The following is a 19,096-nucleotide window of genomic DNA, read 5'->3' on the forward strand; positions in this document are numbered from 1 at the left end:
GATAGATACCACCAATGGGCAGGGCACGCTGTGCCAGGCCGGGCATCCAACGCCTTTTGTTATTGGTAGCGGCGGTGAGTTACAGGCTGTGGGGCAGGGTGGCATGCCTGTGGGGTTGTTTCCTGACGCCGAGTATCAGGATAGTCACTTTACTCTCGGCGTTGGCGATCGCCTGTATCTGTATAGCGATGGGATTACCGAGTGCGAAAACCACCAACAGGAACTTTATGGGGAGGAGCGCCTGCAACAGCTCTTGTGTGAATACCGAAAGTTACCGAAAAACCAGCTGTTTCAACGGGTAGAGAAGGCATTAAGCGCCTGGCACAGCGGCGAAACCGATGCCTTGCAAGAGCAGGATAAAAAGCCGTCTCGGCCTTTTGCCGACGATATCTCGCTGATGGCTATTGAACGCATAACCTGAAGAGTTTGAGTGGCGGGGAGCTGAATGTTCTTCAGGCTGCTGACAAAGTTAGATATTAGGGAGAGCGTGCCGATGGGGTCGTAGCGGCGTAAGCCGCCGGAGTGCCCCTCGGTGCGCTAGGCCCGGGTATCTCGGGTTAAAAGACCACTTTGTCATTAAGCTCAGTGAAATACCTTCGGGTACTTCACTCTCCCTTGCCACGGATCGCGGTATAACAGCATGAATGACAGCAAAACGGTTTCTAATATTGTTTCCCGCTCTATGTTTTCTTTTCTGCAACAGCATGACGTCCCCGCCGCCTTGATCCATCGCCGTACTGGCATCACCCCCTATGAACTAACCCAGTCAGATACGCGAATTTCAGCAGCACAACACTATCGCCTGATGATTCTGGTCGAAGAAAAGCGCGAATTTCTGTTTAGCGACTATCAGCCAGATCTCGCCTTAGCGGATATTTTCCGCTGCTGGGGTACCCTCTCTTCACTCTTGACCAACAGCAGCAGTCTGCGTCAAGGGGTGGAGAATTACCTGAAATACCGCCCTATCATTGGGCAGACCGACCATATTCAGGTCTATGAAAACGATGAACAACTGATGCTGGAATACCTCAACAGCGGCCCCGAAATACTGAGCGCCTCGCTGGCATCACCATTGGGTAATTTCACTATTCTGGCGGAACTCATCGGCCACTACGATCGCCAAACCTATGCTTCTATTCAGGTCACGCTGAAAGGGATCAGTGCCAATGCACGGCAATCCCAACAACTGTCATCGCTATTGGGTTTCAGTTGCCAGATGGGTGCTGCACGCAATACGCTTACCTTTAGCAAGCAACATATTGATCAGCCTTATGATTTTTATAACCACAAGCTGTTTGAGACGATCCAGAAAGCCGCCGATAGCGAGATCAACACCATTATCAGCAACGCAACCCCGCTCACCCAAGAGGTGAAAAACTGCCTCAGGGCACATTACCAGAACCCAACAGTGCATCAGCCCAATCCGGCTAATGAAATCACGCTGATTTGCCAAAAGATGTCGATACCACGCTGGACGCTGCAGCGTAAATTGCTGCACGAAGGCCAGAATTTTACTGAGTTGGCACAGCAGACCAAAATGGAAGAAGCTTGCCGCTTGCTGCAACAGCGCAACCTGACCCTCAGCGCTATCAGTGAACGGCTCGGCTTTTCATCTCAGGCCGCGTTCAGCCGTTTCTTTCGCAACAAGATGAACACCTCCCCACTGCGCTACCGCAATGGGCTCGCCACCTACGATAAAGCCTAACGCCTCAGTTCGCCTGATTAATCACCCGTGCGATATCACTTGAGGTTTTCAGCACGCGGATCTCGGTGAACAACTCACTGGCTTCCTGATATTCTTTACGCAAATAGCTCAGCCACTGTTTGATACGTGCCACGTGGTACATGCCGGTATCACCCTGCTTTTCCAAGTGCACATATTTTTGCAGCAACTGCACTACCTGCGGCCACGGCATGCGCGGCTCGTTGTACTTCACCATCCGGCTCAGGTTAGGCAAATTCAACGCACCGCGCCCTAGCATCACCGCATCGCAACCGGTCGCCTGCATACAGTCTTGCGCACTCTGGTAATCCCAGATTTCACCGTTGGCGATCACCGGAATAGACAACCGCTGGCGGATCTCGCCGATAGCAGGCCAGTTGATGCGATCGGCCTGATAACCATCCACTTTGGTGCGGCCATGTACCGTTAGTTCTGTGGCCCCGGCCTGCTGCACCGCGTCGGCGATCTCAACGCTGTGCTGGCTCGAATCCCATCCCAAACGCACTTTCACTGACACCGGCAAATGGGCGGGCACCGCCGCGCGCATCGCTTTGGCACCTTGGTAAATCAGCTCAGGATCTTTTAGCAAAGTGGCACCACCACCGCTGCCGTTAACATGCTTTGAAGGGCAGCCACAGTTGAGATCGACCCCGTAAGAGCCTAGTTCCACGGCACGAGCAGCATTTTCCGCCAGCCATTGCGGATACTGACCAAGCAGTTGCACACGCACCAACGTCCCTGCAGGCGTGCGGCTAGCCTGTTCCAGTTCGGGGCATAGACGATAAAAGGATTTGGCGGGCAGCAGTTGATCGACCACGCGTAAGAACTCGGTGATGCAGAGATCGTAATCGTTCACCTCGGTGAGCAATTCCCGCACCAACGAGTCGAGAACGCCCTCCATCGGAGCTAAAAGTACGCGCATGCTAACTCCTGCTAAAAAAGACGCGCAATAATACGGGCGAAAGGCCTCAGCAGACAAGCAACTCGAATTATTTTGGGGATATAACCAAAGCATCAGAAATTTATTCTGCCGGGTGATTAAGTGCCAAAATCGCGCACGTCTTATCCAGTAATGATTCGACCGATGCACGGTTACCGCTATCCCAACCGCGTTTGGTGGTCAGCAGGATAAAACCTGTTTGCCCTGAAAACTCGGTTGGCACCAACGCTACACCGTACTCTGCTAGCTGCGATGGCGATAAATGAAAATGCTCAGCAACCGAGCGGATCGGGTAAATCCCCATCGCAGTCGGTTGCACCACCCGGCGGGCATAATAGGTATGACGCAATAACTTATCGGGCAATGCCGACCACGTCTCCTGTATATAAGGACGTTCTGCCTGCAGTTGACGGTACACGTCCTCACGCAGGCAGGTCAGGTGAATATGCAACTGATTCTGACTGCGGCCATAAGCCGAATTGATTGCCATTCCCAACCTCTCGTCAGGCACTGGCTGGCCATATTCGGACGTTAACCGGTGACGCATCAACCAGGCATAGCCAAAGTAATCCGTGCGCCCATCCAGCAAAAGCTGAGGGCTTTCAATACCCGATAACGGCGTAGTGGGAACCAGAATAAAATGATAAGGGTAACGCGGATTCTGAATAACGCTGAACCCCTGCTCTTTCCCTTGACCTGGTGGCATATAAACCTGCTGGCAAGGGGCCGGATCCTGCTGGTGCTGATAATTGACCATGCAGAGCTTATCCACCACGCCCCACAAAGCATCTGAACGCGCACATCCTGCCAGCAACAATACCCCCAACAACACGAGCCCCTGCCGGCTGCACAAACGAGTAAATTTTATCATCTGTTTCTCGGTTTTATAACGTGAGAACCACCAGAAATTTTCTCCAAAAACAAAAACCCCCCGTCAGCCTAGCGCTCACAGGGGGTAGGTACTCTCTTATTTACCACCAAGAGAGTGGCTTTGTCGCTTACTCGCCCGGCTTGCGGTTGCGTGGACGGCGCGCAGGTGCCCCGGAACGCGGTTTGCCATCACCCTGTGGGCGAGCGCCGCCGCCAGAGCGATTTTCGTGCTGACCACCACCGTTGCCGCTACGTTGCCCACCGTGCCCCGCACGCTGACCACCGCCGTTATTCCGTGGCGCACCACGGCCACCGCCCTGACGCCCGTTGATGATCGGTTCCGCCTTAATCGACGGATCCGGCTCATAACCCGGCAGGGCAATGCGTGGGATCTCACGCTTCAGCAGGCGTTCAATGTCGCGCAGCAGTTTGTGTTCATCCACGCACACCAGTGAAATCGCTTCACCAGTACGTTCTGCACGGCCAGTACGGCCAATACGGTGCACATAATCTTCTGGTACGTTTGGCAGTTCGTAGTTCACCACATGCGGCAACTGATCGATATCCAGGCCACGAGCGGCAATATCGGTCGCCACCAGCACGCGGATTTTACCGTCTTTAAAATCGGCCAGCGCACGAGTACGCGCACCCTGGCTTTTGTTACCGTGGATCGCCGCCGCCGTGATGCCATCTTTATTCAGCTGTTCAGCCAGATGGTTAGCGCCATGCTTGGTACGGTTAAATACCAGCACCTGCTTCCAGTCACCTTCGCCAATCATCTGGGAAAGCAGTTCACGCTTGCGCTTTTTATCCACAAAGTGAACGCTCTGCTCGATCTGCTCAGAAGCGGTGTTACGGCGAGCCACTTCCACCGACGCCGGGTTGTGCAGCAGTTTGTTGGCCAGCGCTTTAATCTCGTCAGAGAACGTGGCAGAGAACAGCAGGTTCTGGCGCTTCGGTGGCAATTTAGCCAGCACGCGACGGATATCATGGATAAAGCCCATATCCAACATGCGGTCTGCTTCATCCAGCACCAGAATTTCAATTTTGGACAGATCAACCGCGTTCTGATGCTCCAGATCCAGCAGGCGGCCCGGTGTTGCCACCAGAATATCCACGCCACCGCGCAGCTTCATCATCTGCGGGTTAATGCTCACGCCGCCAAACACCACCAGCGAACGCAAACGCAGGTATTTGCTGTAGGATTCGACGTTTTCACCGATCTGAGCGGCCAGTTCGCGGGTTGGCGTCAGAATCAGCGCCCGCACCGGACGGCGGCCTTTATTCGGATGATCGTGCTTGCTCAGCAATTGCAACAACGGCAGAGTAAAACCAGCGGTTTTACCCGTACCGGTCTGTGCACTGGCCATCAGGTCACGACCTTCCAAAACCACAGGGATTGCCTGACGTTGAATTGGCGTAGGTTCGCGATAGCCCTGTTCTTCAACAGCGCGCAGAATTTCGGCACCTAAGCCGAGGTTTTCAAATGACATAGTAGAGAAAAACTCCAGATCCCCCCTAACCTAAACAATGTTCGGTGCAGTTTCCTGGGAGGATGATCAGACGGGGCATAGGGCGGTGCTCGCATTTTTATTAACGGCACCACTTTGGCATACCACGAGGAATTGGCACAAACTGCAGTGCACCAAGAGTTTGATTGTAACAGAAGTCGAATAAAAAAAAGCGATTTTGCATAAGCCGGTGCCAATTAACGGCTGAAAAAGGAGGATACGCGGGTAATCCCAGACTAAATGCAGGCTTTTATTTACATTCCGTAACTTCGGGCCTAAAGTTAATCAATCATATGATTAACTTTAGCGAGTAGTCATGGCATCCGTCGAAAATCAGTACACCCCCAGCCGGGCACGCGGTGAACAAGCGCGTCAGCAGCTGCTCGCCGCAGCGATTGAAGTGTTTGGCGAGTATGGGATCCAGGGAGCGACTACCCGAGAAATCGCCCAGCGTGCCGGGCAGAACATCGCCGCGATTACCTATTATTTCAACTCGAAAGAAGGGTTGTATCTGGCAGTAGCTCAATGGATCGCCGACTTTATTCAACAATCGTTCCATGCACAGAGCCAGGAGGTCGAAAATTTCTGGCTGCTGCCCGCCGCACAGCGCACGCCGGAACAACATCTGTACCACCTCAAACGCGGTTTGTTGGACTTCAGTGAATTAATGACCCAGCCGCAGACGCTCAATCTGAGCAAAATCATGTCGCGCGAACAGCTTTCACCCACCGACGCTTATCCGCTGATCCACCAACAGGTGATTGCACCATTACACCAGATGCTATGCCGCTTGCTGGCGGGCTATACCGGTCTGGATGCGCAATCCACCAAGATTGTGTTGCACACCCATGCGCTGATAGGCGAGGTGTTGTCATTCCGCGTCGCGCGTGAAACCGTGCGCCGTCAGGCAGGCTGGCAGCAGATTGGCAGCGATGAGGCAGCACAAATCAGCGCCGTGCTGGCTGAGCATATCGATATTCTGGTTAACGGGTTGCGCCAACGTTACGGCGCATAGCCCCTTTTTTCACACTGCAACTGGCAGGAAGCATGATGAACAAGAAAAGCATTGCCATTATCAGCGGAGTTATCGTGATAATTGCCGCTGCCGCCTACGGCTTCTGGCATTACCAGCAACAACAGGAAAAACCGCTGACGCTGTACGGTAACGTAGATATCCGCACGGTGAATCTGGGTTTCCGCGTTGATGGCCGTCTCGCCACGCTGATGGTCGACGAAGGTGACAGCGTGCAGCCGGGGCAATTGCTCGGCAAACTGGATGATGGCCCATACCTTAATGCGCTGCTGCAGGCACAGGCCAATGTCGCCAGCGCCACCGCCAAACTGGCGCTGTTGCAGGCGGGTTATCGTGATGAAGAGATCGCCCAAGTGCGTTCGGAAGTGGCGCAGCGCCTTTCGGCCTTCAACTACGCCGACAGCTTCCTGCAGCGGCAGCAAGGATTATGGGCCAAAAAAGCCACCTCCGCCGACGCCTTGGAAGACGCCCGCACCCTACGCAATCAGGCGCAAGCCAACCTGCAGGCGGCGAAAGATAAACTGGCCCAATATTTGAGCGGTAATCGCCCGCAGGAAATCGCTGCCGCCAAAGCCAATCTGGCTCAAACCGCAGCAGTGCTGGCACAGACACAGCTAAACCTGCAAGACACCACCCTGACTTCCCCTTCTGCCGGTACTGTGCTGACGCGGGCGGTTGAACCCGGCACCATGCTCGGTGCAGGCAGCACGGTATTGACTCTGTCACTGACCGAACCGGTCTGGGTACGCGCCTATATCAATGAAACCCACCTGGGCAAAGCGGTGCAAGGAGCAGAACTGCGCATTTATACCGACAGCCGCCCCGGTAAGCCCTACCACGGCAAGATTGGTTTTGTGTCACCCACCGCCGAATTCACGCCAAAAAGCGTCGAAACACCGGATTTGCGTACCGATCTGGTTTATCGCCTGCGGGTCATTGTCACCGATGCCGACGAGGCGCTACGCCAGGGTATGCCGGTCACTATCCGTTTCACACAGCCGTAAGGAAGGGTGATGGAACAGGCACATACCATTGAGCTGGTGGCATTGGAAAAGCGCTTCCCGTCACTCGCCAAACCGGCGGTTGCCAGCCTGACAACCACATTGCGCAGCGGCGCAGTTACCGGGCTGGTCGGCCCCGATGGCGCAGGTAAAACCACCCTGTTACGCATGCTGGCCGGGTTGTTGAAACCCAGCTGCGGCCAACTGCGCGTCGCCGGGCTGGATCCGATCGCTCAAGACCGCCAACTGCATGCCATTCTCGGCTATATGCCACAAAAGTTCGGGCTGTATGAAGACCTGACGGTGATGGAAAACCTGACGCTGTACGCCGATCTGCGCGGTGTCACTGGCGATCTGCGCAAGCAAACCTTCGAACGGCTGCTGACTTTTACCGATCTGACGCGTTTCACCGAGCGCCTGGCGGGCAAGCTTTCTGGCGGCATGAAGCAGAAACTCGGGCTGGCCTGCACGCTGCTCGGCCAACCGCAGGTGTTGTTGCTGGACGAACCCGGCGTCGGCGTCGATCCTATCTCACGCCGCGAACTGTGGCGCATGGTGCATGAACTGGCCAATGACGGCATGCTGATCCTGTGGAGCACTTCGTATCTGGATGAAGCCGAACAGTGCCGCGAAGTGTTGCTGATGAACGAGGGCGAATTGCTGTTCAGCGGTGCGCCACAAGAGCTCACCCAACGTATGGCCGGGCGTACGGTACTAATTGATGCCCCGGCGGGTAGCCACCGGGCGCTGTTGCAGCGGGCGATCTGCCTGCCCACCGTGAGCGATGGCGTTATTCAGGGCAAATATCTGCGCTTAATCCTGAAAGCGGGAGAAGATCATCAGCAGGTATTACGCGATCTGGCGCTGCCTGCGGCGGAGTTGACCGAAGCGGACCCGCGTTTTGAAGATGCGTTTATCGATCTGCTCGGCGGTGGGCCAAACAGCAAGTCGGCGCTGGCAGAAATCATGCCTAACGTGGCGGGCAACAGCGCGGAAACGGTGATCGAAGCGCAGGGATTAACCAAGAGGTTCGGTCATTTTGCCGCCACCGATCATGTGGATTTCAAAGTGCAGCGCGGGGAAATCTTTGGCCTGCTCGGGCCCAATGGAGCCGGTAAATCCACCACCTTCAAAATGATGTGCGGCCTCCTGGTGCCAAGCGACGGCAAGGCGCTGGTGCTGGGCATGGATCTGAAAACCAGTTCCGGCAAAGCACGCCAGCACCTGGGCTATATGGCGCAAAAGTTCTCGCTGTATGGCAACCTGACAGTGGCACAAAACCTGAAGTTTTTCTCTGGCGTGTATGGTTTGAGCGGCAAAGCGCAGCGCAACAAAATCCACGAAATGTCTACCGCCTTCAACTTTGGCCCGATCCTCAACCAAACGCCGGACTCTTTGCCACTCGGTTTCAAACAGCGGCTGGCACTGGCCTGCGCGCTAATGCATGAGCCGGATATTCTGTTTCTTGATGAGCCTACCTCGGGGGTTGATCCCCTTACCCGGCGCGAGTTTTGGTTACATATCAACGGTATGGTGGATAAAGGTGTCACGGTGATGGTCACCACCCACTTTATGGACGAAGCGGAATACTGCGATCGCATTGGGTTGGTGTATCGCGGCAAGATTATCGCCGCCGGTACGCCGGACTCCCTCAAACAGCAGGTCGCCAATGCTGACAATCCTAATCCCTCAATGGAACAGGCGTTTATCGAACTGGTGCAGGGTTACGATCGGGAGGCAACCTTATGAGCGATCACAGCGGCTTTTCCTGGCGGCGCTTGCGCGCGCTGTGCCTGAAAGAAACCCGGCAAATCCTGCGCGACCCAAGCAGTGGCCTGATCGCCTTTGTCATCCCACTGATGCTGCTGTTTATCTTCGGTTACGGCATCAATCTGGATTCCAGCAAGCTGCGCCTGGGGATCCTGATGGAACAGCACAGTGAAGAAGCCCGCGATCTGGCCAACGCTTTTGCCGGTTCGCCCTATATTCAACCGACCATCAGCGATAATCGCCAGCAATTGATTGCCATGATGCAGGCCGGCAGCATCCGTGGGCTGGTGGTGATCCCCAACGACTTCGCCGAACATCTGGCACGGCCCACCGATCGTGCACCGTTGCAGGTGATTACCGACGGCAGCGAACCCAATACCGCCAACTTTGTGCAAGGTTATACCCAAGGTGTCTGGCAGATTTGGCAACAACAGCGCGCCACCGATCGCGGGCAGGAAGATAAACCGCTGATCGAGATCCAGATGCGTTACTGGTTTAACCCGGCGGCAATCAGCCAGCATTTTATTATCCCTGGGGCAATTACCATCATTATGACGGTGATCGGCGCGATTCTGACTTCGCTGGTGATCGCCCGTGAATGGGAACGCGGCACCATGGAAGCACTGCTTTCTACTCAAGTGACGCGCAGCGAGCTATTGCTCTCCAAACTGGTGCCTTATTACTTTCTCGGCATGATTGCCATGGTGCTGTGCATGGTGGTTTCAGTGTTTGTGCTCGGCGTGCCCTATAGAGGGTCATTAATCATCCTGCTGGTGATCAGCAGCCTGTTCCTGGCCAGCACGCTCGGTATGGGGCTGCTGATTTCCACCATTACCCGCAACCAGTTCAACGCGGCGATGGTGGCGCTGAACGCCGCTTTTCTGCCTTCGATTATGCTTTCCGGCTTTATTTTCCAGATCGACAGCATGCCCGCCGTGGTGCGCGCGGTGACCTATATCATTCCAGCGCGTTATTTTGTCAGCACCCTCCAGACGCTGTTTCTGGCGGGCAATATCGGTAGCGTCCTGTTGGTTAACCTGCTGTTTCTGATCGCTTCTGCAGTGGTATTTATCGGCCTGACGGCCTGGAAAACCCCACGCCGACTGGATTGAGGAGAGAATATGTTTCACCGCCTGTGGACTCTGATCGTCAAAGAAATGCAGTCGCTGCTGCGCGATCCGCAAACCCGCGCCATTCTGGTGATGCCGGTGATCCTGCAGGTGCTGCTGTTCCCGTTTGCCGCTACGCTGGAGGTGACCAATGCCACCATCGCGGTATACAGCGAGGACAGCGGCCAAGCCTCGATCGAGCTGACACAACGTTTTGCCAAGGCCAAGGCATTTTCACAGGTGTTGTTACTGCGCAGCCCACAGGAGATCAAACCCACTATCGATAACCAGAAAGCACTGCTGCTGATCCGCTTCCCGGCCAACTTCTCACGCGATATCGCCAGCGGCAATACGGCAGCCTTGCAGCTAATCCTTGATGGCCGTAACTCCAACAGCGCGCAGATCGCCGCCAACTATGTGCAGCGCATCGTACAGGATTATCAGAACGAACTGATCGGCGGGCGCGCCAAACCCAACAACAGCGAACTGGTGGTACGCAACTGGTATAACCCGAATCTGGATTACAAATGGTTCGTGGTACCTTCATTGATAGCGATGATCACCACCATCGGCGTGATGATTGTGACATCGCTTTCGGTCGCACGGGAACGGGAACAGGGCACGCTGGAGCAGTTACTGGTGTCGCCGCTGACCACCTGGCAGATCTTTATTGGCAAAGCGGTGCCTGCACTGATCGTGGCAACCTTTCAGGCTTCGATCGTGCTGTTTATCGGTATCTTTGCTTATCAGATCCCGTTTGCCGGTTCGCTGCTGCTGTTCTACGCCACCATGCTGATTTACGGGCTTTCGCTGGTCGGATTCGGGCTGCTGATTTCCTCATTATGCAACACGCAGCAACAGGCGTTTATTGGGGTTTTCGTGTTTATGATGCCAGCGATCCTGCTTTCCGGTTATGTGTCGCCAGTAGAGAATATGCCCGTGTGGTTGCAACATCTCACCTGGGCTAACCCTATCCGCCACTTCACCGATATCACCAAACAAATCTATCTGAAAGATGCCAGTTTCAGCATTATCTGGCACAGCCTGTGGCCATTGCTGGCGATCACCGCCACTACCGGCAGCGCCGCTTATGCGATGTTTAGAAGGAAGATTGCTTAACAGAAGGAAAAGATAAGCCGCAGCCAACAACGCTGCGGCTTGAAAGACGACGGGTATTTAGCGGCGGTTGCCCAGAATACGCAACAGCATCAGGAACAGGTTGATGAAATCAAGATACAGCGTCAGCGCACCAACGATGGCGTATTTGCGGAAACCATCTCGGTCATCGGCATTCAACTGTTCGCCCAGGGCTTTCAGTTTTTGCGTGTCATACGCCGTCAGGCCGACAAACACCACCACGCCGATATAGGTAATCGCCCAGGTCAGCGCCGGGCTTTTCAGCCAGATATTCACCAGCGACGCCAAGACAATGCCGATCAACCCCATAAACAGCATGCTGCCAAGGCCGCTCAGATCGCGCTTGGTGGTGTAACCGTACAGGCTCATGGCACCGAACATCCCGGCGGTCACCACAAAAGTGCTGGCGATCGAGCTATAGGTATAAGCAATGAAAATGCTGGATAACGTCAGCCCGGTCAGCGCCGAATAGAGCATAAACAGCCCGGTGGCGACAGTGCCGCTCAGGCGGTTCACCATGCCGGAGATCACAAACACCAACCCCAGTTGGGCGATGATCAACCCAAAGAAAGTGATCTGGCTGGAGAAGATAAAGTTGAGGATTGCAGGTGTATTAGCTGCATACCAGGAGACAAACGCGGTCAACAGCAAACCACAGGTCATCCAGCCATAAACCTGCGCCATATAAGCCTGAATGCCGCTGTTGGCACGCTCGACGATCGAACCATTACGTGGATATCGGTCCATGACGGTTACCTTTTACATGTGAACTGAGTTTTGGGGAAACACCCCTGCCAGTAATAAGCGTATCACAGAAAACGTGATGCGGAACCGGCAAAGATATTGATTTATTTCTGCTGTTGATGCGGGATTTACCAGCGCTTGGCCGCCTGCCGATCGGTATCGCGGGCTTCAACCCAGCGCTCCCCTTGTTCGGTGGCTTCACGCTTCCAGAATGGTGCACGGGTTTTCAGGTAATCCATAATAAACTGCGCAGCGTCGAACGCCTGGCTACGATGCCCGCTGGTGACGCCAACCAACACAATTTCATCGCCAGGGAACAGATCGCCGACGCGGTGGATCACCGTGACCCGCTGTAACGGCCAACGGGCGCGCGCTTCGGCCACAATCTCTGCCAGCGCTTTTTCGGTCATGCCAGGATAATGTTCCAGCGACAAGGCGCTCACGCCATCTCCCAGGTTATGGTTACGCACTTTACCGGTGAAGGTCACCACCGCGCCGTCGTCGTCACACTGCGCCAACCATTGGTACTCTTCACCGACGCTGAATGGCGCTGCGCCGACGCGGATACGGGTATTTTCCACGCTTAACCTCCGGTTACCGGCGGGAAAAACGCGACTTCATCACCCGCCTGCAGCGGATGCTCGCTCGCCACCAGTGATTGGTTGACCGCCGTCAGCAATTTGCCCGACTCCAGCGCCAGCGCCCAACGTTCGCCACGTTCGCACAGCGCCTTGCGCAGCGCTTCTACGGTTGGATATTGTGCCGGTACGGCCAAAGTGGCAGTCCCCACCAGTTCACGCACCTGCGCAAAGAAAAGAATATTGATCATAGATCCACCTTGAAATCCCCGGATTTGCCGCCGCTTTTCGCCAGCAGCCGCACCGGACCGATTATCATGTCCTTCTGCACCGCTTTACACATGTCGTAAATGGTGAGCGCCGCTACCGACGCAGCGGTCAGTGCTTCCATTTCCACCCCGGTTTTACCGGTCAGGCGGCAACAGGTTTCGATCCGCACGCGGTTATGTTCAGGCTGTGCCTCAAGCTGCACTTCCACTTTGCTCAGCATCAGCGGATGACACAGCGGGATCAATTCCCAAGTGCGTTTCGCTGCCTGAATGCCAGCAATGCGCGCCGTGGCGAACACATCCCCTTTGTGATGGCTGCCATCAATAATCATTGCCAGCGTCGCAGCCTGCATTTCGACAAAGGCTTCGGCGCGCGCTTCACGCACCGTCTCCGCTTTAGCGGAAACATCCACCATATGGGCTTCGCCTGCGGCATTGATATGGGTTAACTGTGTCATAAACTATTTCTTCACGTGGGGCAGGAAGTTACACGGGCGATGGCGCGCATCCAGTTGCTCTTCAATAATGCGTTCCCACGCGGTGCGGCAAGCGCGGGTAGACCCTGGCATGGCGAAAATCACCGTGCGGTTGGCGATCCCGGCCAGAGCGCGCGACTGAATGGTGGCAGTGCCGATCTCTTCAAACGAAACCATGCGGAACAGCTCGCCAAACCCTTCTACTTCGCGATCAAACAGCGGCAGCAGGGCTTCTGGCGTGTTGTCACCGGCAGTAAAACCGGTGCCGCCGTTGATCAGCACGGCTTGCACGTTGTCGCTGGCAATCCACGCCGAAACCTGCGCACGGATCTGGTAAATATTATCTTTAACGATGGCGCGATCCACCACCTGATGCCCGGCCTCCTGCGCGGCTTCTTGCAGGTATTGGCCAGAGGTATCTTCCGCCTCGCCACGGCGGTCCGAAACGGTCAGAATGGCGATCTTGGCCGGAATAAATTCGCTGCTGGTCTGGCTCATAGCTAAATAGGCTCCCCTATTATGAAATCTACGGGTATCAGCCGCCGATAAACGATAAATTCTGCGTGATGCCGCTGTTCCCCTGGTGCAAGAAATGCGTCTGCTTTTTAGTGCGTAAGCCACCTTGAATACGCATCTTCAGCTCTTCGAGCTGGGCGTCGTCTGCCAACAGATCGCGCAGGGTAATCCCCTGCTCACCGAACAGGCACAGATGCAGATTGCCAATGGCAGACACCCGCAGCCGGTTGCAGCTGGCGCAGAAATCTTTCTCATAAGGCATGATCAGCCCAATCTCCCCCTGATAATCCGGGTGACTGAATACCTGCGCCGGGCCGTCACTGTAACCCCGCGTCAAACGCTGCCAACCCTGCTGTTCCAACTGTTGGCGGATCACGTTGCCGGAAACATGGTGCTTGCAGAACAGTTCGCTGCCTTCGCCAGTTTCCATCAGTTCAATAAAGCGTAGTTGGATCGGGCGATCCTTGATCCAGCGGAGGAAGCTGGCCAGTTGCTGGTGGTTGACGTCGCGCATCAGCACCACGTTAACTTTCACCTTGCTATAGCCAGCGGCAAAAGCGGCGTCAATGCCCGCCATCACCTGATAAAATTTGTCCTGCCCGGTGATAGCATGGAACTGACGCGGATCGAGGCTGTCGACGCTGACGTTAATCGCCGTCAGGCCAGCCTCACGCCAGCGGGCTACGTCGCGCTCCAGGCGGTAACCGTTGGTGGTCACCGCCAGCGTGCGGATCGCCGGGTTTTCACGCACGGCGGCGACAATCTCGGTAAAATCGCGGCGTAACGAGGGTTCGCCACCGGTCAGGCGCACCTTTTCGGTGCCCAGTTCGGCAAACGCGCGGCTAACGCGGCGGATTTCACTCAACGAGAGAAAAGCATTGGGGCTGCCGCTCGGTTTATAACCCTCCGGCAGACAATAGGTGCAACGAAAGTTACACACGTCAGTAATCGACAGGCGCAAGTAATAGAACTTACGCTCAAAAGCATCAATGAGTTGCGGTACCATAACACCTTCCAAATACGGGAGATGCGAGCGTTTCCACTCTGCACCCTGGTGGCTGACTTCGCCACGGCCCAGGCACCCTATTGTTCATGGAACAACGTAGGCACAAAGGCTAGGAGTTTGGATTTCAATTCCGGTTAGATAGGCTAACCCGAGTGAAACCGTGGTTTTCAATAGAATTCTAACGCGAAACAACGGCGATAGCCATTGCACAATTTCGCTATATAATTATATATACAACGATTTTAGCGGCTGAGAATCTGGTTAACCATCATAAACAGCCATCACACCGATGAATTGACCAGAATCACGCAAACTACACTCTTCTTCGCATTTTCTTACTAAATCAGCTACTTTATGCGGGCAGTCAACACCCAGTCTTAAGGAATTTTATGCGCAATCGAACCCTCGCCGATCTCGATCGGGTGGTGGCATTAGGTGGCGGTCACGGCCTTGGCCGTGTGATGTCGTCTCTGTCATTTTTAGGATCCCGCTTAACCGGCATTATCACCACCACCGATAACGGCGGTTCTACTGGCCGTATTCGTCGCTCTGAGGGAGGGATTGCCTGGGGGGATACGCGTAATTGCCTTAATCAGCTGATTACTGAACCCAGCGTGGCTTCCGCAATGTTTGAATATCGCTTTAGCGGCAATGGCGAACTGGCGGGGCATAATCTGGGCAATCTGATGTTGAAAGCACTCGATCACCTCAGCGTACGTCCGTTGGAGGCGATCAATCTGGTGCGTAATCTGTTGAAGGTTGATGCGGCGCTGATCCCGATGTCGGAGCAGCCGGTTGATCTGGAGGCGCACGATCACGAAGGCAATCAGATTTATGGCGAAGTGAATATCGATCAATTGGCGACGATGCCACAGGAACTGATGCTGTATCCCCACGTGCGCGCCACGCGTGAAGCCGTGGAGGCGATTGCGCAGGCTGAGCTGATCCTGATTGGGCCAGGCAGTTTTCTCACCAGCCTGATGCCGCTGCTGCTGCTTGACGAGATGACTCAGGCCCTGCGCCGCAGCAGTGCCAGTATGATTTATATCGGTAATCTGGGGCGTGAGATAAGCGTTGCTGCCGCAGCGTTAACACTCAAACAAAAACTGGAGCTGATGGAAGAGAAAATAGGCCGGAAAATGATTGATGCGGTAGTGGTCGGCCCACATATCAACACCGACCAAATGCACGACCGTATTGTGGTCAAGCAACAACTGGAAGCCAGCGATATGCCGCACCGCCACGATCGCCAATTGCTGCGCCAGGCGCTGGAGCAGGCGCTGGCACAATTGGCCGCTCGCACTTGATCAATTGACGAGCGCCGTTAGCTGGCATGTGAGGGGATAGCTCTCAATCTCTGCCGCGATGCCAGGGGTTATCGCTGACGGTGTCGATATAGAGATCTTCTACCTGCTTGCGCGCCCACGGCGTGCGGCGCAAAAACTTCAGGCTGGACTTGATGCTCGGATCGCTGCTGAAGCAGTTGATACGGATGCGCTCAGCCAGCCCATTCCAGCCGTAATGCTCCACCAGTTTGTTCAGTAATTGTTCCAGCGTAATGCCGTGTAGCGGATCTTTTGATGAATGTGCAGTCATGATCGGCAGCTCGTATCAGTAATCGGGGCGCATACCTTAATCAGCAAACTTGCAGGCGGCAAGGAGTTTATCCTCGCCTTCTGCACGCTAAATCGGTTATGAAATCGCAATAAACTGCTCACGCAGCTGGTGGATTTCGTCACGCACGGCAGCAGCCTGCTCGAACTCCAGGTTTTGCGCATGGGAATACATCTGGCTTTCCAGCTCGCGAATTTTCTGCTCCAACGCTTTGGGCGTGAGGTGCTGATACGTTGCGGCACTCTCAGCGGCTTTCCCCTTCCCTTTGTGTTTACCACGTGAACTCGGTTGCCCCAGTTGCAAAATATCGCCCACTTTCTTGTTCAGGCCCTGAGGAACAATGCCGTTGGCTTCATTATACGCCTGCTGTTTGGCGCGACGGCGTTCGGTCTCGCCTATCGCTTTCGCCATGGAGTCAGTAATTTTATCACCGTACAGAATCGCTTTGCCGTTGAGGTTACGCGCCGCACGGCCAATGGTCTGGATCAGCGATCGCTCGGAACGCAGGAAACCCTCTTTGTCGGCATCCAGAATAGCCACCAGCGACACTTCCGGCATATCCAACCCTTCGCGCAACAGGTTGATCCCCACAAGCACATCGAACTCGCCAAGGCGCAGGTCACGGATGATTTCAACACGTTCGACGGTGTCGATATCCGAGTGCAGATAACGCACCCGCTCGCCGTGCTCCTCGAGGTATTCGGTCAAATCTTCCGCCATCCGTTTGGTCAGCGTCGTCACCAACACGCGTTCGTTAATCGCCACCCGCTTGCGGATCTCGGAAAGCAGATCGTCAACCTGTGTGGTAACCGGGCGGACCTCTACCAACGGATCCAGCAGGCCAGTTGGGCGCACCACCTGATCGATAATGTCGCCACCGGACTTCTCCAGCTCATATTTGCCCGGCGTAGCGGAAACATAAATGGTTTGCGGCGCCAGCGCTTCAAACTCTTCAAAGCGCATTGGCCGGTTATCCAACGCCGAAGGCAGGCGGAAACCGTATTCCACCAGCGTTTCTTTACGTGAACGGTCACCTTTGAACATCCCGCCGATTTGCGGAATAGTCACGTGCGATTCGTCCACGACCAGCAGGCCATCGGCAGGCAGATAGTCAAACAGCGTCGGTGGTGGTTCGCCCTCGGCGCGCCCGGAAAGGTAACGCGAGTAGTTTTCAATGCCCGAGCAATAACCCAGTTCGTTCATCATCTCCAGATCAAACTGGGTACGCTGCGTCAACCGCTGTTCTTCCAGCAGTTTATTATTGGCCAGCAGCACCTTGCGCCGTTGTTCCAGCTCAACCTTGATCTCTTCCATTGCCTGCAGGATGCGCTCCCGTGGCGTGACGTAGTGAGATTTAGGGTAGATGGTGAAACGCTGCACCACCTGCGCAATCTGGCCGGTCAGCGGATCGAACAACGACAGACGCTCCACTTCTTCGTCGAACAGTTCGACGCGCAGCGCCAGTTCGTCCGATTCCGCCGGGAAGATGTCGATCACCTCACCGCGCACGCGGAAAGTGGCGCGCTGGAACGCCTGATCGTTGCGGGTATATTGCAGTTCCGCCAAGCGGCGCAGGATCGAACGCTGATCGATGATCATGCCTTTGGTCAGGTGCAGCATCATCTTCAGATAAAGATCGGGATCGCCCAAACCATAGATGGCGGAAACAGAAGCCACCACGACCACATCACGCCGCTCAAGCAGCGCTTTGGTGGCCGAAAGACGCATCTGTTCAATATGCTCGTTCACCGAGGCATCTTTCTCGATAAAGGTATCGGAGCTCGGGACGTAGGCTTCAGGTTGGTAATAATCGTAATAGGAGACAAAGTATTCCACCGCATTCTCGGGAAAGAACTCTTTCATCTCGCCGTAGAGTTGCGCCGCCAGGGTTTTGTTGGGTGCCAGCACCATGGTTGGCCGATTGAGATCGGCGATCACATTAGCGATAGTAAACGTCTTGCCCGATCCGGTCACCCCGAGCAAGGTCTGGTGAGCCAGGCCATCTTCCAGCCCCATTTCCAGTTTGCGAATGGCCTCTGGTTGATCGCCAGCCGGGGCGAATTCTGAATGCAGTTTGAAGACTTTGCTCATATGTACCCTGAATGATTCAAGTTGCCGCCGGGCGACCAAGACAGCATCTGCTGGCCACGGTCTTTAGAGATGTAAAATCTGATAGCCTAAACCATCGCTTATGATACTGGATATAAAACCAGCTTCAAGTGAATTCGTCGCCTTAGTATCCGTTAATCGAAGGGTTAGTCACCTAAGAGCTGGCGCTACTGCAACATCGCTATTGTCAACCCTCATTTTATCCCCAGACTTTAAGAAAAATTAACATATTGACAGCATTCAGGCTAAAGCGATGTTTTACACATCAATCCGTTACTCACTTGCTTGATTTTAATTAATCTATTGATATTTATTGGTTTTATAAAAAAGACGAGAATACGGGCAACGCGAACACAACCCGCGTCCGCTCTCTGTTTACGCCGCTTTTCTAAAGATAATACACAAGGTTATCCACAGGAATAGTGGATAACTCACACCGCCCCACAGGGGCCGGGAGTTACAGAAAGAACGCTTTTCTCGCCAAAACGTCCTCTAAGGTGATTTTTTAGTTATTTTTTCATAATAATGTGGCTTTGGTTATGACAATAAATACTAAAGGGATGGCTACCTGGTGCCCACAATCTCTGTTCCCATCCAGACTGCGACCACCGGCTGGCGCTTGCACCATTTCCTACCCATCGCGCACCACCAGGGTGCAAACCGCCCTGCGCCATGGCATCGCTTTTTACG

The 19,096-nt window shown here is 54.6% G+C and carries 19 protein-coding genes and 1 riboswitch; of the genes, 8 read left to right on the forward strand and 11 right to left on the reverse strand.

Going from position 1 to position 19,096, the window contains the following annotated elements; translation table 11 throughout:
• Positions 1 to 421 (forward strand): PP2C family protein-serine/threonine phosphatase (locus IV04_RS17915; protein ID WP_037441116.1); only part of this gene is annotated, 421 nt, incomplete at its 5' end.
• Between the two features lie 219 nt (positions 422 to 640).
• A complete protein-coding gene (locus IV04_RS17920; RefSeq protein WP_037398084.1) occupies positions 641 to 1,705 on the forward strand; it encodes an AraC family transcriptional regulator in 1,065 nt (354 codons plus the stop codon).
• Between the two features lie 4 nt (positions 1,706 to 1,709).
• On the opposite strand, the gene dusC is transcribed toward IV04_RS17920, so the two are convergent.
• From dusC to rhlE, 3 genes are all read right to left on the reverse strand, one after another.
• Positions 1,710 to 2,645, reverse strand: a complete 936-nt coding sequence (dusC, locus tag IV04_RS17925) for a tRNA dihydrouridine(16) synthase DusC (protein ID WP_037398086.1) — start codon at positions 2,643 to 2,645, stop codon at positions 1,710 to 1,712.
• Between the two features lie 100 nt (positions 2,646 to 2,745).
• Positions 2,746 to 3,534, reverse strand: a complete 789-nt coding sequence (locus tag IV04_RS17930) for a CDP-diacylglycerol diphosphatase (protein WP_037398089.1) — start codon at positions 3,532 to 3,534, stop codon at positions 2,746 to 2,748.
• Between the two features lie 127 nt (positions 3,535 to 3,661).
• Entirely contained in the window at positions 3,662 to 5,026 is a 1,365-nt protein-coding gene (gene rhlE / locus IV04_RS17935; protein ID WP_037398091.1) for an ATP-dependent RNA helicase RhlE, read from the reverse strand.
• A gap of 334 nt (positions 5,027 to 5,360) precedes the next feature.
• Between rhlE and cecR the strand changes: the two genes are divergently transcribed.
• The 5 genes from cecR to IV04_RS17960 are packed head-to-tail and all read left to right on the forward strand — an operon-like array spanning position 5,361 to position 11,076.
• Entirely contained in the window at positions 5,361 to 6,059 is a 699-nt protein-coding gene (cecR, locus tag IV04_RS17940) for a transcriptional regulator CecR (RefSeq protein ID WP_037398093.1), read from the forward strand.
• Between the two features lie 35 nt (positions 6,060 to 6,094).
• Positions 6,095 to 7,081, forward strand: coding sequence for a secretion protein HlyD (gene hlyD / locus IV04_RS17945; protein ID WP_037398096.1), 987 nt, complete (start codon positions 6,095 to 6,097; stop codon positions 7,079 to 7,081).
• Positions 7,082 to 7,090: 9 nt separating this feature from the next.
• Entirely contained in the window at positions 7,091 to 8,827 is a 1,737-nt protein-coding gene (locus IV04_RS17950; RefSeq protein ID WP_037398099.1) for an ATP-binding cassette domain-containing protein, read from the forward strand.
• Complete coding sequence (locus IV04_RS17955; protein WP_037398102.1) at positions 8,824 to 9,960, forward strand: ABC transporter permease; 1,137 nt, start codon at positions 8,824 to 8,826, stop codon at positions 9,958 to 9,960. Before IV04_RS17950 ends, IV04_RS17955 begins: the two co-directional genes overlap by 4 nt.
• A 9-nt stretch (positions 9,961 to 9,969) precedes the next feature.
• Entirely contained in the window at positions 9,970 to 11,076 is a 1,107-nt protein-coding gene (locus IV04_RS17960; protein WP_037398105.1) for an ABC transporter permease, read from the forward strand.
• A 57-nt stretch (positions 11,077 to 11,133) separates the two neighbouring features.
• Here the strand turns inward: IV04_RS17960 and IV04_RS17965 are convergent, their stop codons facing one another.
• The 6 genes from IV04_RS17965 to moaA all read right to left on the reverse strand — a co-directional run bounded on the left by IV04_RS17965 (position 11,134) and on the right by moaA (position 14,683).
• Entirely contained in the window at positions 11,134 to 11,841 is a 708-nt protein-coding gene (locus IV04_RS17965; RefSeq protein ID WP_037398107.1) for a Bax inhibitor-1/YccA family protein, read from the reverse strand.
• A gap of 125 nt (positions 11,842 to 11,966) precedes the next feature.
• Positions 11,967 to 12,419: a molybdopterin synthase catalytic subunit MoaE gene (gene moaE, locus IV04_RS17970; protein WP_037398109.1), complete on the reverse strand. Its 453-nt coding sequence runs from the start codon at positions 12,417 to 12,419 to the stop codon at positions 11,967 to 11,969.
• Between the two features lie 2 nt (positions 12,420 to 12,421).
• Positions 12,422 to 12,667 carry a molybdopterin synthase sulfur carrier subunit gene (moaD, locus tag IV04_RS17975; protein ID WP_037398111.1) on the reverse strand — a complete coding sequence of 82 codons (246 nt, stop codon included), beginning with the start codon at positions 12,665 to 12,667 and terminating at the stop codon, positions 12,422 to 12,424.
• The gene (moaC, locus tag IV04_RS17980; RefSeq protein WP_037398114.1) at positions 12,664 to 13,143 is read right to left on the reverse strand and encodes a cyclic pyranopterin monophosphate synthase MoaC; all 480 of its coding nucleotides are present in this window, start codon (positions 13,141 to 13,143) and stop codon (positions 12,664 to 12,666) included. The genes moaD and moaC overlap by 4 nt, the downstream gene beginning before the upstream one ends.
• 3 nt (positions 13,144 to 13,146) lie before the next feature.
• A complete protein-coding gene (moaB, locus tag IV04_RS17985; RefSeq protein ID WP_037398116.1) occupies positions 13,147 to 13,659 on the reverse strand; it encodes a molybdenum cofactor biosynthesis protein B in 513 nt (170 codons plus the stop codon).
• A 37-nt stretch (positions 13,660 to 13,696) separates the two neighbouring features.
• Positions 13,697 to 14,683, reverse strand: coding sequence for a GTP 3',8-cyclase MoaA (moaA, locus tag IV04_RS17990; RefSeq protein WP_037398117.1), 987 nt, complete (start codon positions 14,681 to 14,683; stop codon positions 13,697 to 13,699).
• Positions 14,670 to 14,811, reverse strand: a riboswitch (molybdenum cofactor riboswitch). It overlaps the preceding gene by 14 nt.
• Positions 14,812 to 15,072: 261 nt before the next feature.
• Here moaA and yvcK point away from each other — a divergent pair.
• On the forward strand, positions 15,073 to 15,990 hold the full coding sequence (gene yvcK, locus IV04_RS17995; RefSeq protein WP_037398120.1) for a uridine diphosphate-N-acetylglucosamine-binding protein YvcK: 918 nt from the start codon (positions 15,073 to 15,075) through the stop codon (positions 15,988 to 15,990).
• Between the two features lie 43 nt (positions 15,991 to 16,033).
• Here the strand turns inward: yvcK and IV04_RS18000 are convergent, their stop codons facing one another.
• Positions 16,034 to 16,279 carry a VF530 family DNA-binding protein gene (locus IV04_RS18000; RefSeq protein ID WP_037398123.1) on the reverse strand — a complete coding sequence of 82 codons (246 nt, stop codon included), beginning with the start codon at positions 16,277 to 16,279 and terminating at the stop codon, positions 16,034 to 16,036.
• Positions 16,280 to 16,375: 96 nt separating this feature from the next.
• Positions 16,376 to 18,388: an excinuclease ABC subunit UvrB gene (uvrB, locus tag IV04_RS18005; RefSeq protein ID WP_037398125.1), complete on the reverse strand. Its 2,013-nt coding sequence runs from the start codon at positions 18,386 to 18,388 to the stop codon at positions 16,376 to 16,378.
• Positions 18,389 to 19,096 lie beyond the last annotated feature (708 nt).

The sequence above is a fragment of the Serratia sp. Ag1 genome (genome assembly GCF_000743355.1).
Classification (GTDB): Bacteria; Pseudomonadota; Gammaproteobacteria; order Enterobacterales; family Enterobacteriaceae; genus Chania.

What these genes read in the sequence shown, in the direction of transcription:
- IV04_RS17920 (WP_037398084.1), top strand. Translation starts at nt 641, where the DNA reads ATGAATGACAGCAAAACGGTTTCTAATATTGTTTCCCGCTCTATGTTT.
- dusC (WP_037398086.1), bottom strand. Translation starts at nt 2,645, where the DNA reads ATGCGCGTACTTTTAGCTCCGATGGAGGGCGTTCTCGACTCGTTGGTG.
- IV04_RS17930 (WP_037398089.1), bottom strand. Translation starts at nt 3,534, where the DNA reads ATGATAAAATTTACTCGTTTGTGCAGCCGGCAGGGGCTCGTGTTGTTG.
- rhlE (WP_037398091.1), bottom strand. Translation starts at nt 5,026, where the DNA reads ATGTCATTTGAAAACCTCGGCTTAGGTGCCGAAATTCTGCGCGCTGTT.
- cecR (WP_037398093.1), top strand. Translation starts at nt 5,361, where the DNA reads ATGGCATCCGTCGAAAATCAGTACACCCCCAGCCGGGCACGCGGTGAA.
- hlyD (WP_037398096.1), top strand. Translation starts at nt 6,095, where the DNA reads ATGAACAAGAAAAGCATTGCCATTATCAGCGGAGTTATCGTGATAATT.
- IV04_RS17950 (WP_037398099.1), top strand. Translation starts at nt 7,091, where the DNA reads ATGGAACAGGCACATACCATTGAGCTGGTGGCATTGGAAAAGCGCTTC.
- IV04_RS17955 (WP_037398102.1), top strand. Translation starts at nt 8,824, where the DNA reads ATGAGCGATCACAGCGGCTTTTCCTGGCGGCGCTTGCGCGCGCTGTGC.
- IV04_RS17960 (WP_037398105.1), top strand. Translation starts at nt 9,970, where the DNA reads ATGTTTCACCGCCTGTGGACTCTGATCGTCAAAGAAATGCAGTCGCTG.
- IV04_RS17965 (WP_037398107.1), bottom strand. Translation starts at nt 11,841, where the DNA reads ATGGACCGATATCCACGTAATGGTTCGATCGTCGAGCGTGCCAACAGC.
- moaD (WP_037398111.1), bottom strand. Translation starts at nt 12,667, where the DNA reads ATGATCAATATTCTTTTCTTTGCGCAGGTGCGTGAACTGGTGGGGACT.
- moaC (WP_037398114.1), bottom strand. Translation starts at nt 13,143, where the DNA reads ATGACACAGTTAACCCATATCAATGCCGCAGGCGAAGCCCATATGGTG.
- moaB (WP_037398116.1), bottom strand. Translation starts at nt 13,659, where the DNA reads ATGAGCCAGACCAGCAGCGAATTTATTCCGGCCAAGATCGCCATTCTG.
- moaA (WP_037398117.1), bottom strand. Translation starts at nt 14,683, where the DNA reads ATGGTACCGCAACTCATTGATGCTTTTGAGCGTAAGTTCTATTACTTG.
- yvcK (WP_037398120.1), top strand. Translation starts at nt 15,073, where the DNA reads ATGCGCAATCGAACCCTCGCCGATCTCGATCGGGTGGTGGCATTAGGT.
- IV04_RS18000 (WP_037398123.1), bottom strand. Translation starts at nt 16,279, where the DNA reads ATGACTGCACATTCATCAAAAGATCCGCTACACGGCATTACGCTGGAA.
- uvrB (WP_037398125.1), bottom strand. Translation starts at nt 18,388, where the DNA reads ATGAGCAAAGTCTTCAAACTGCATTCAGAATTCGCCCCGGCTGGCGAT.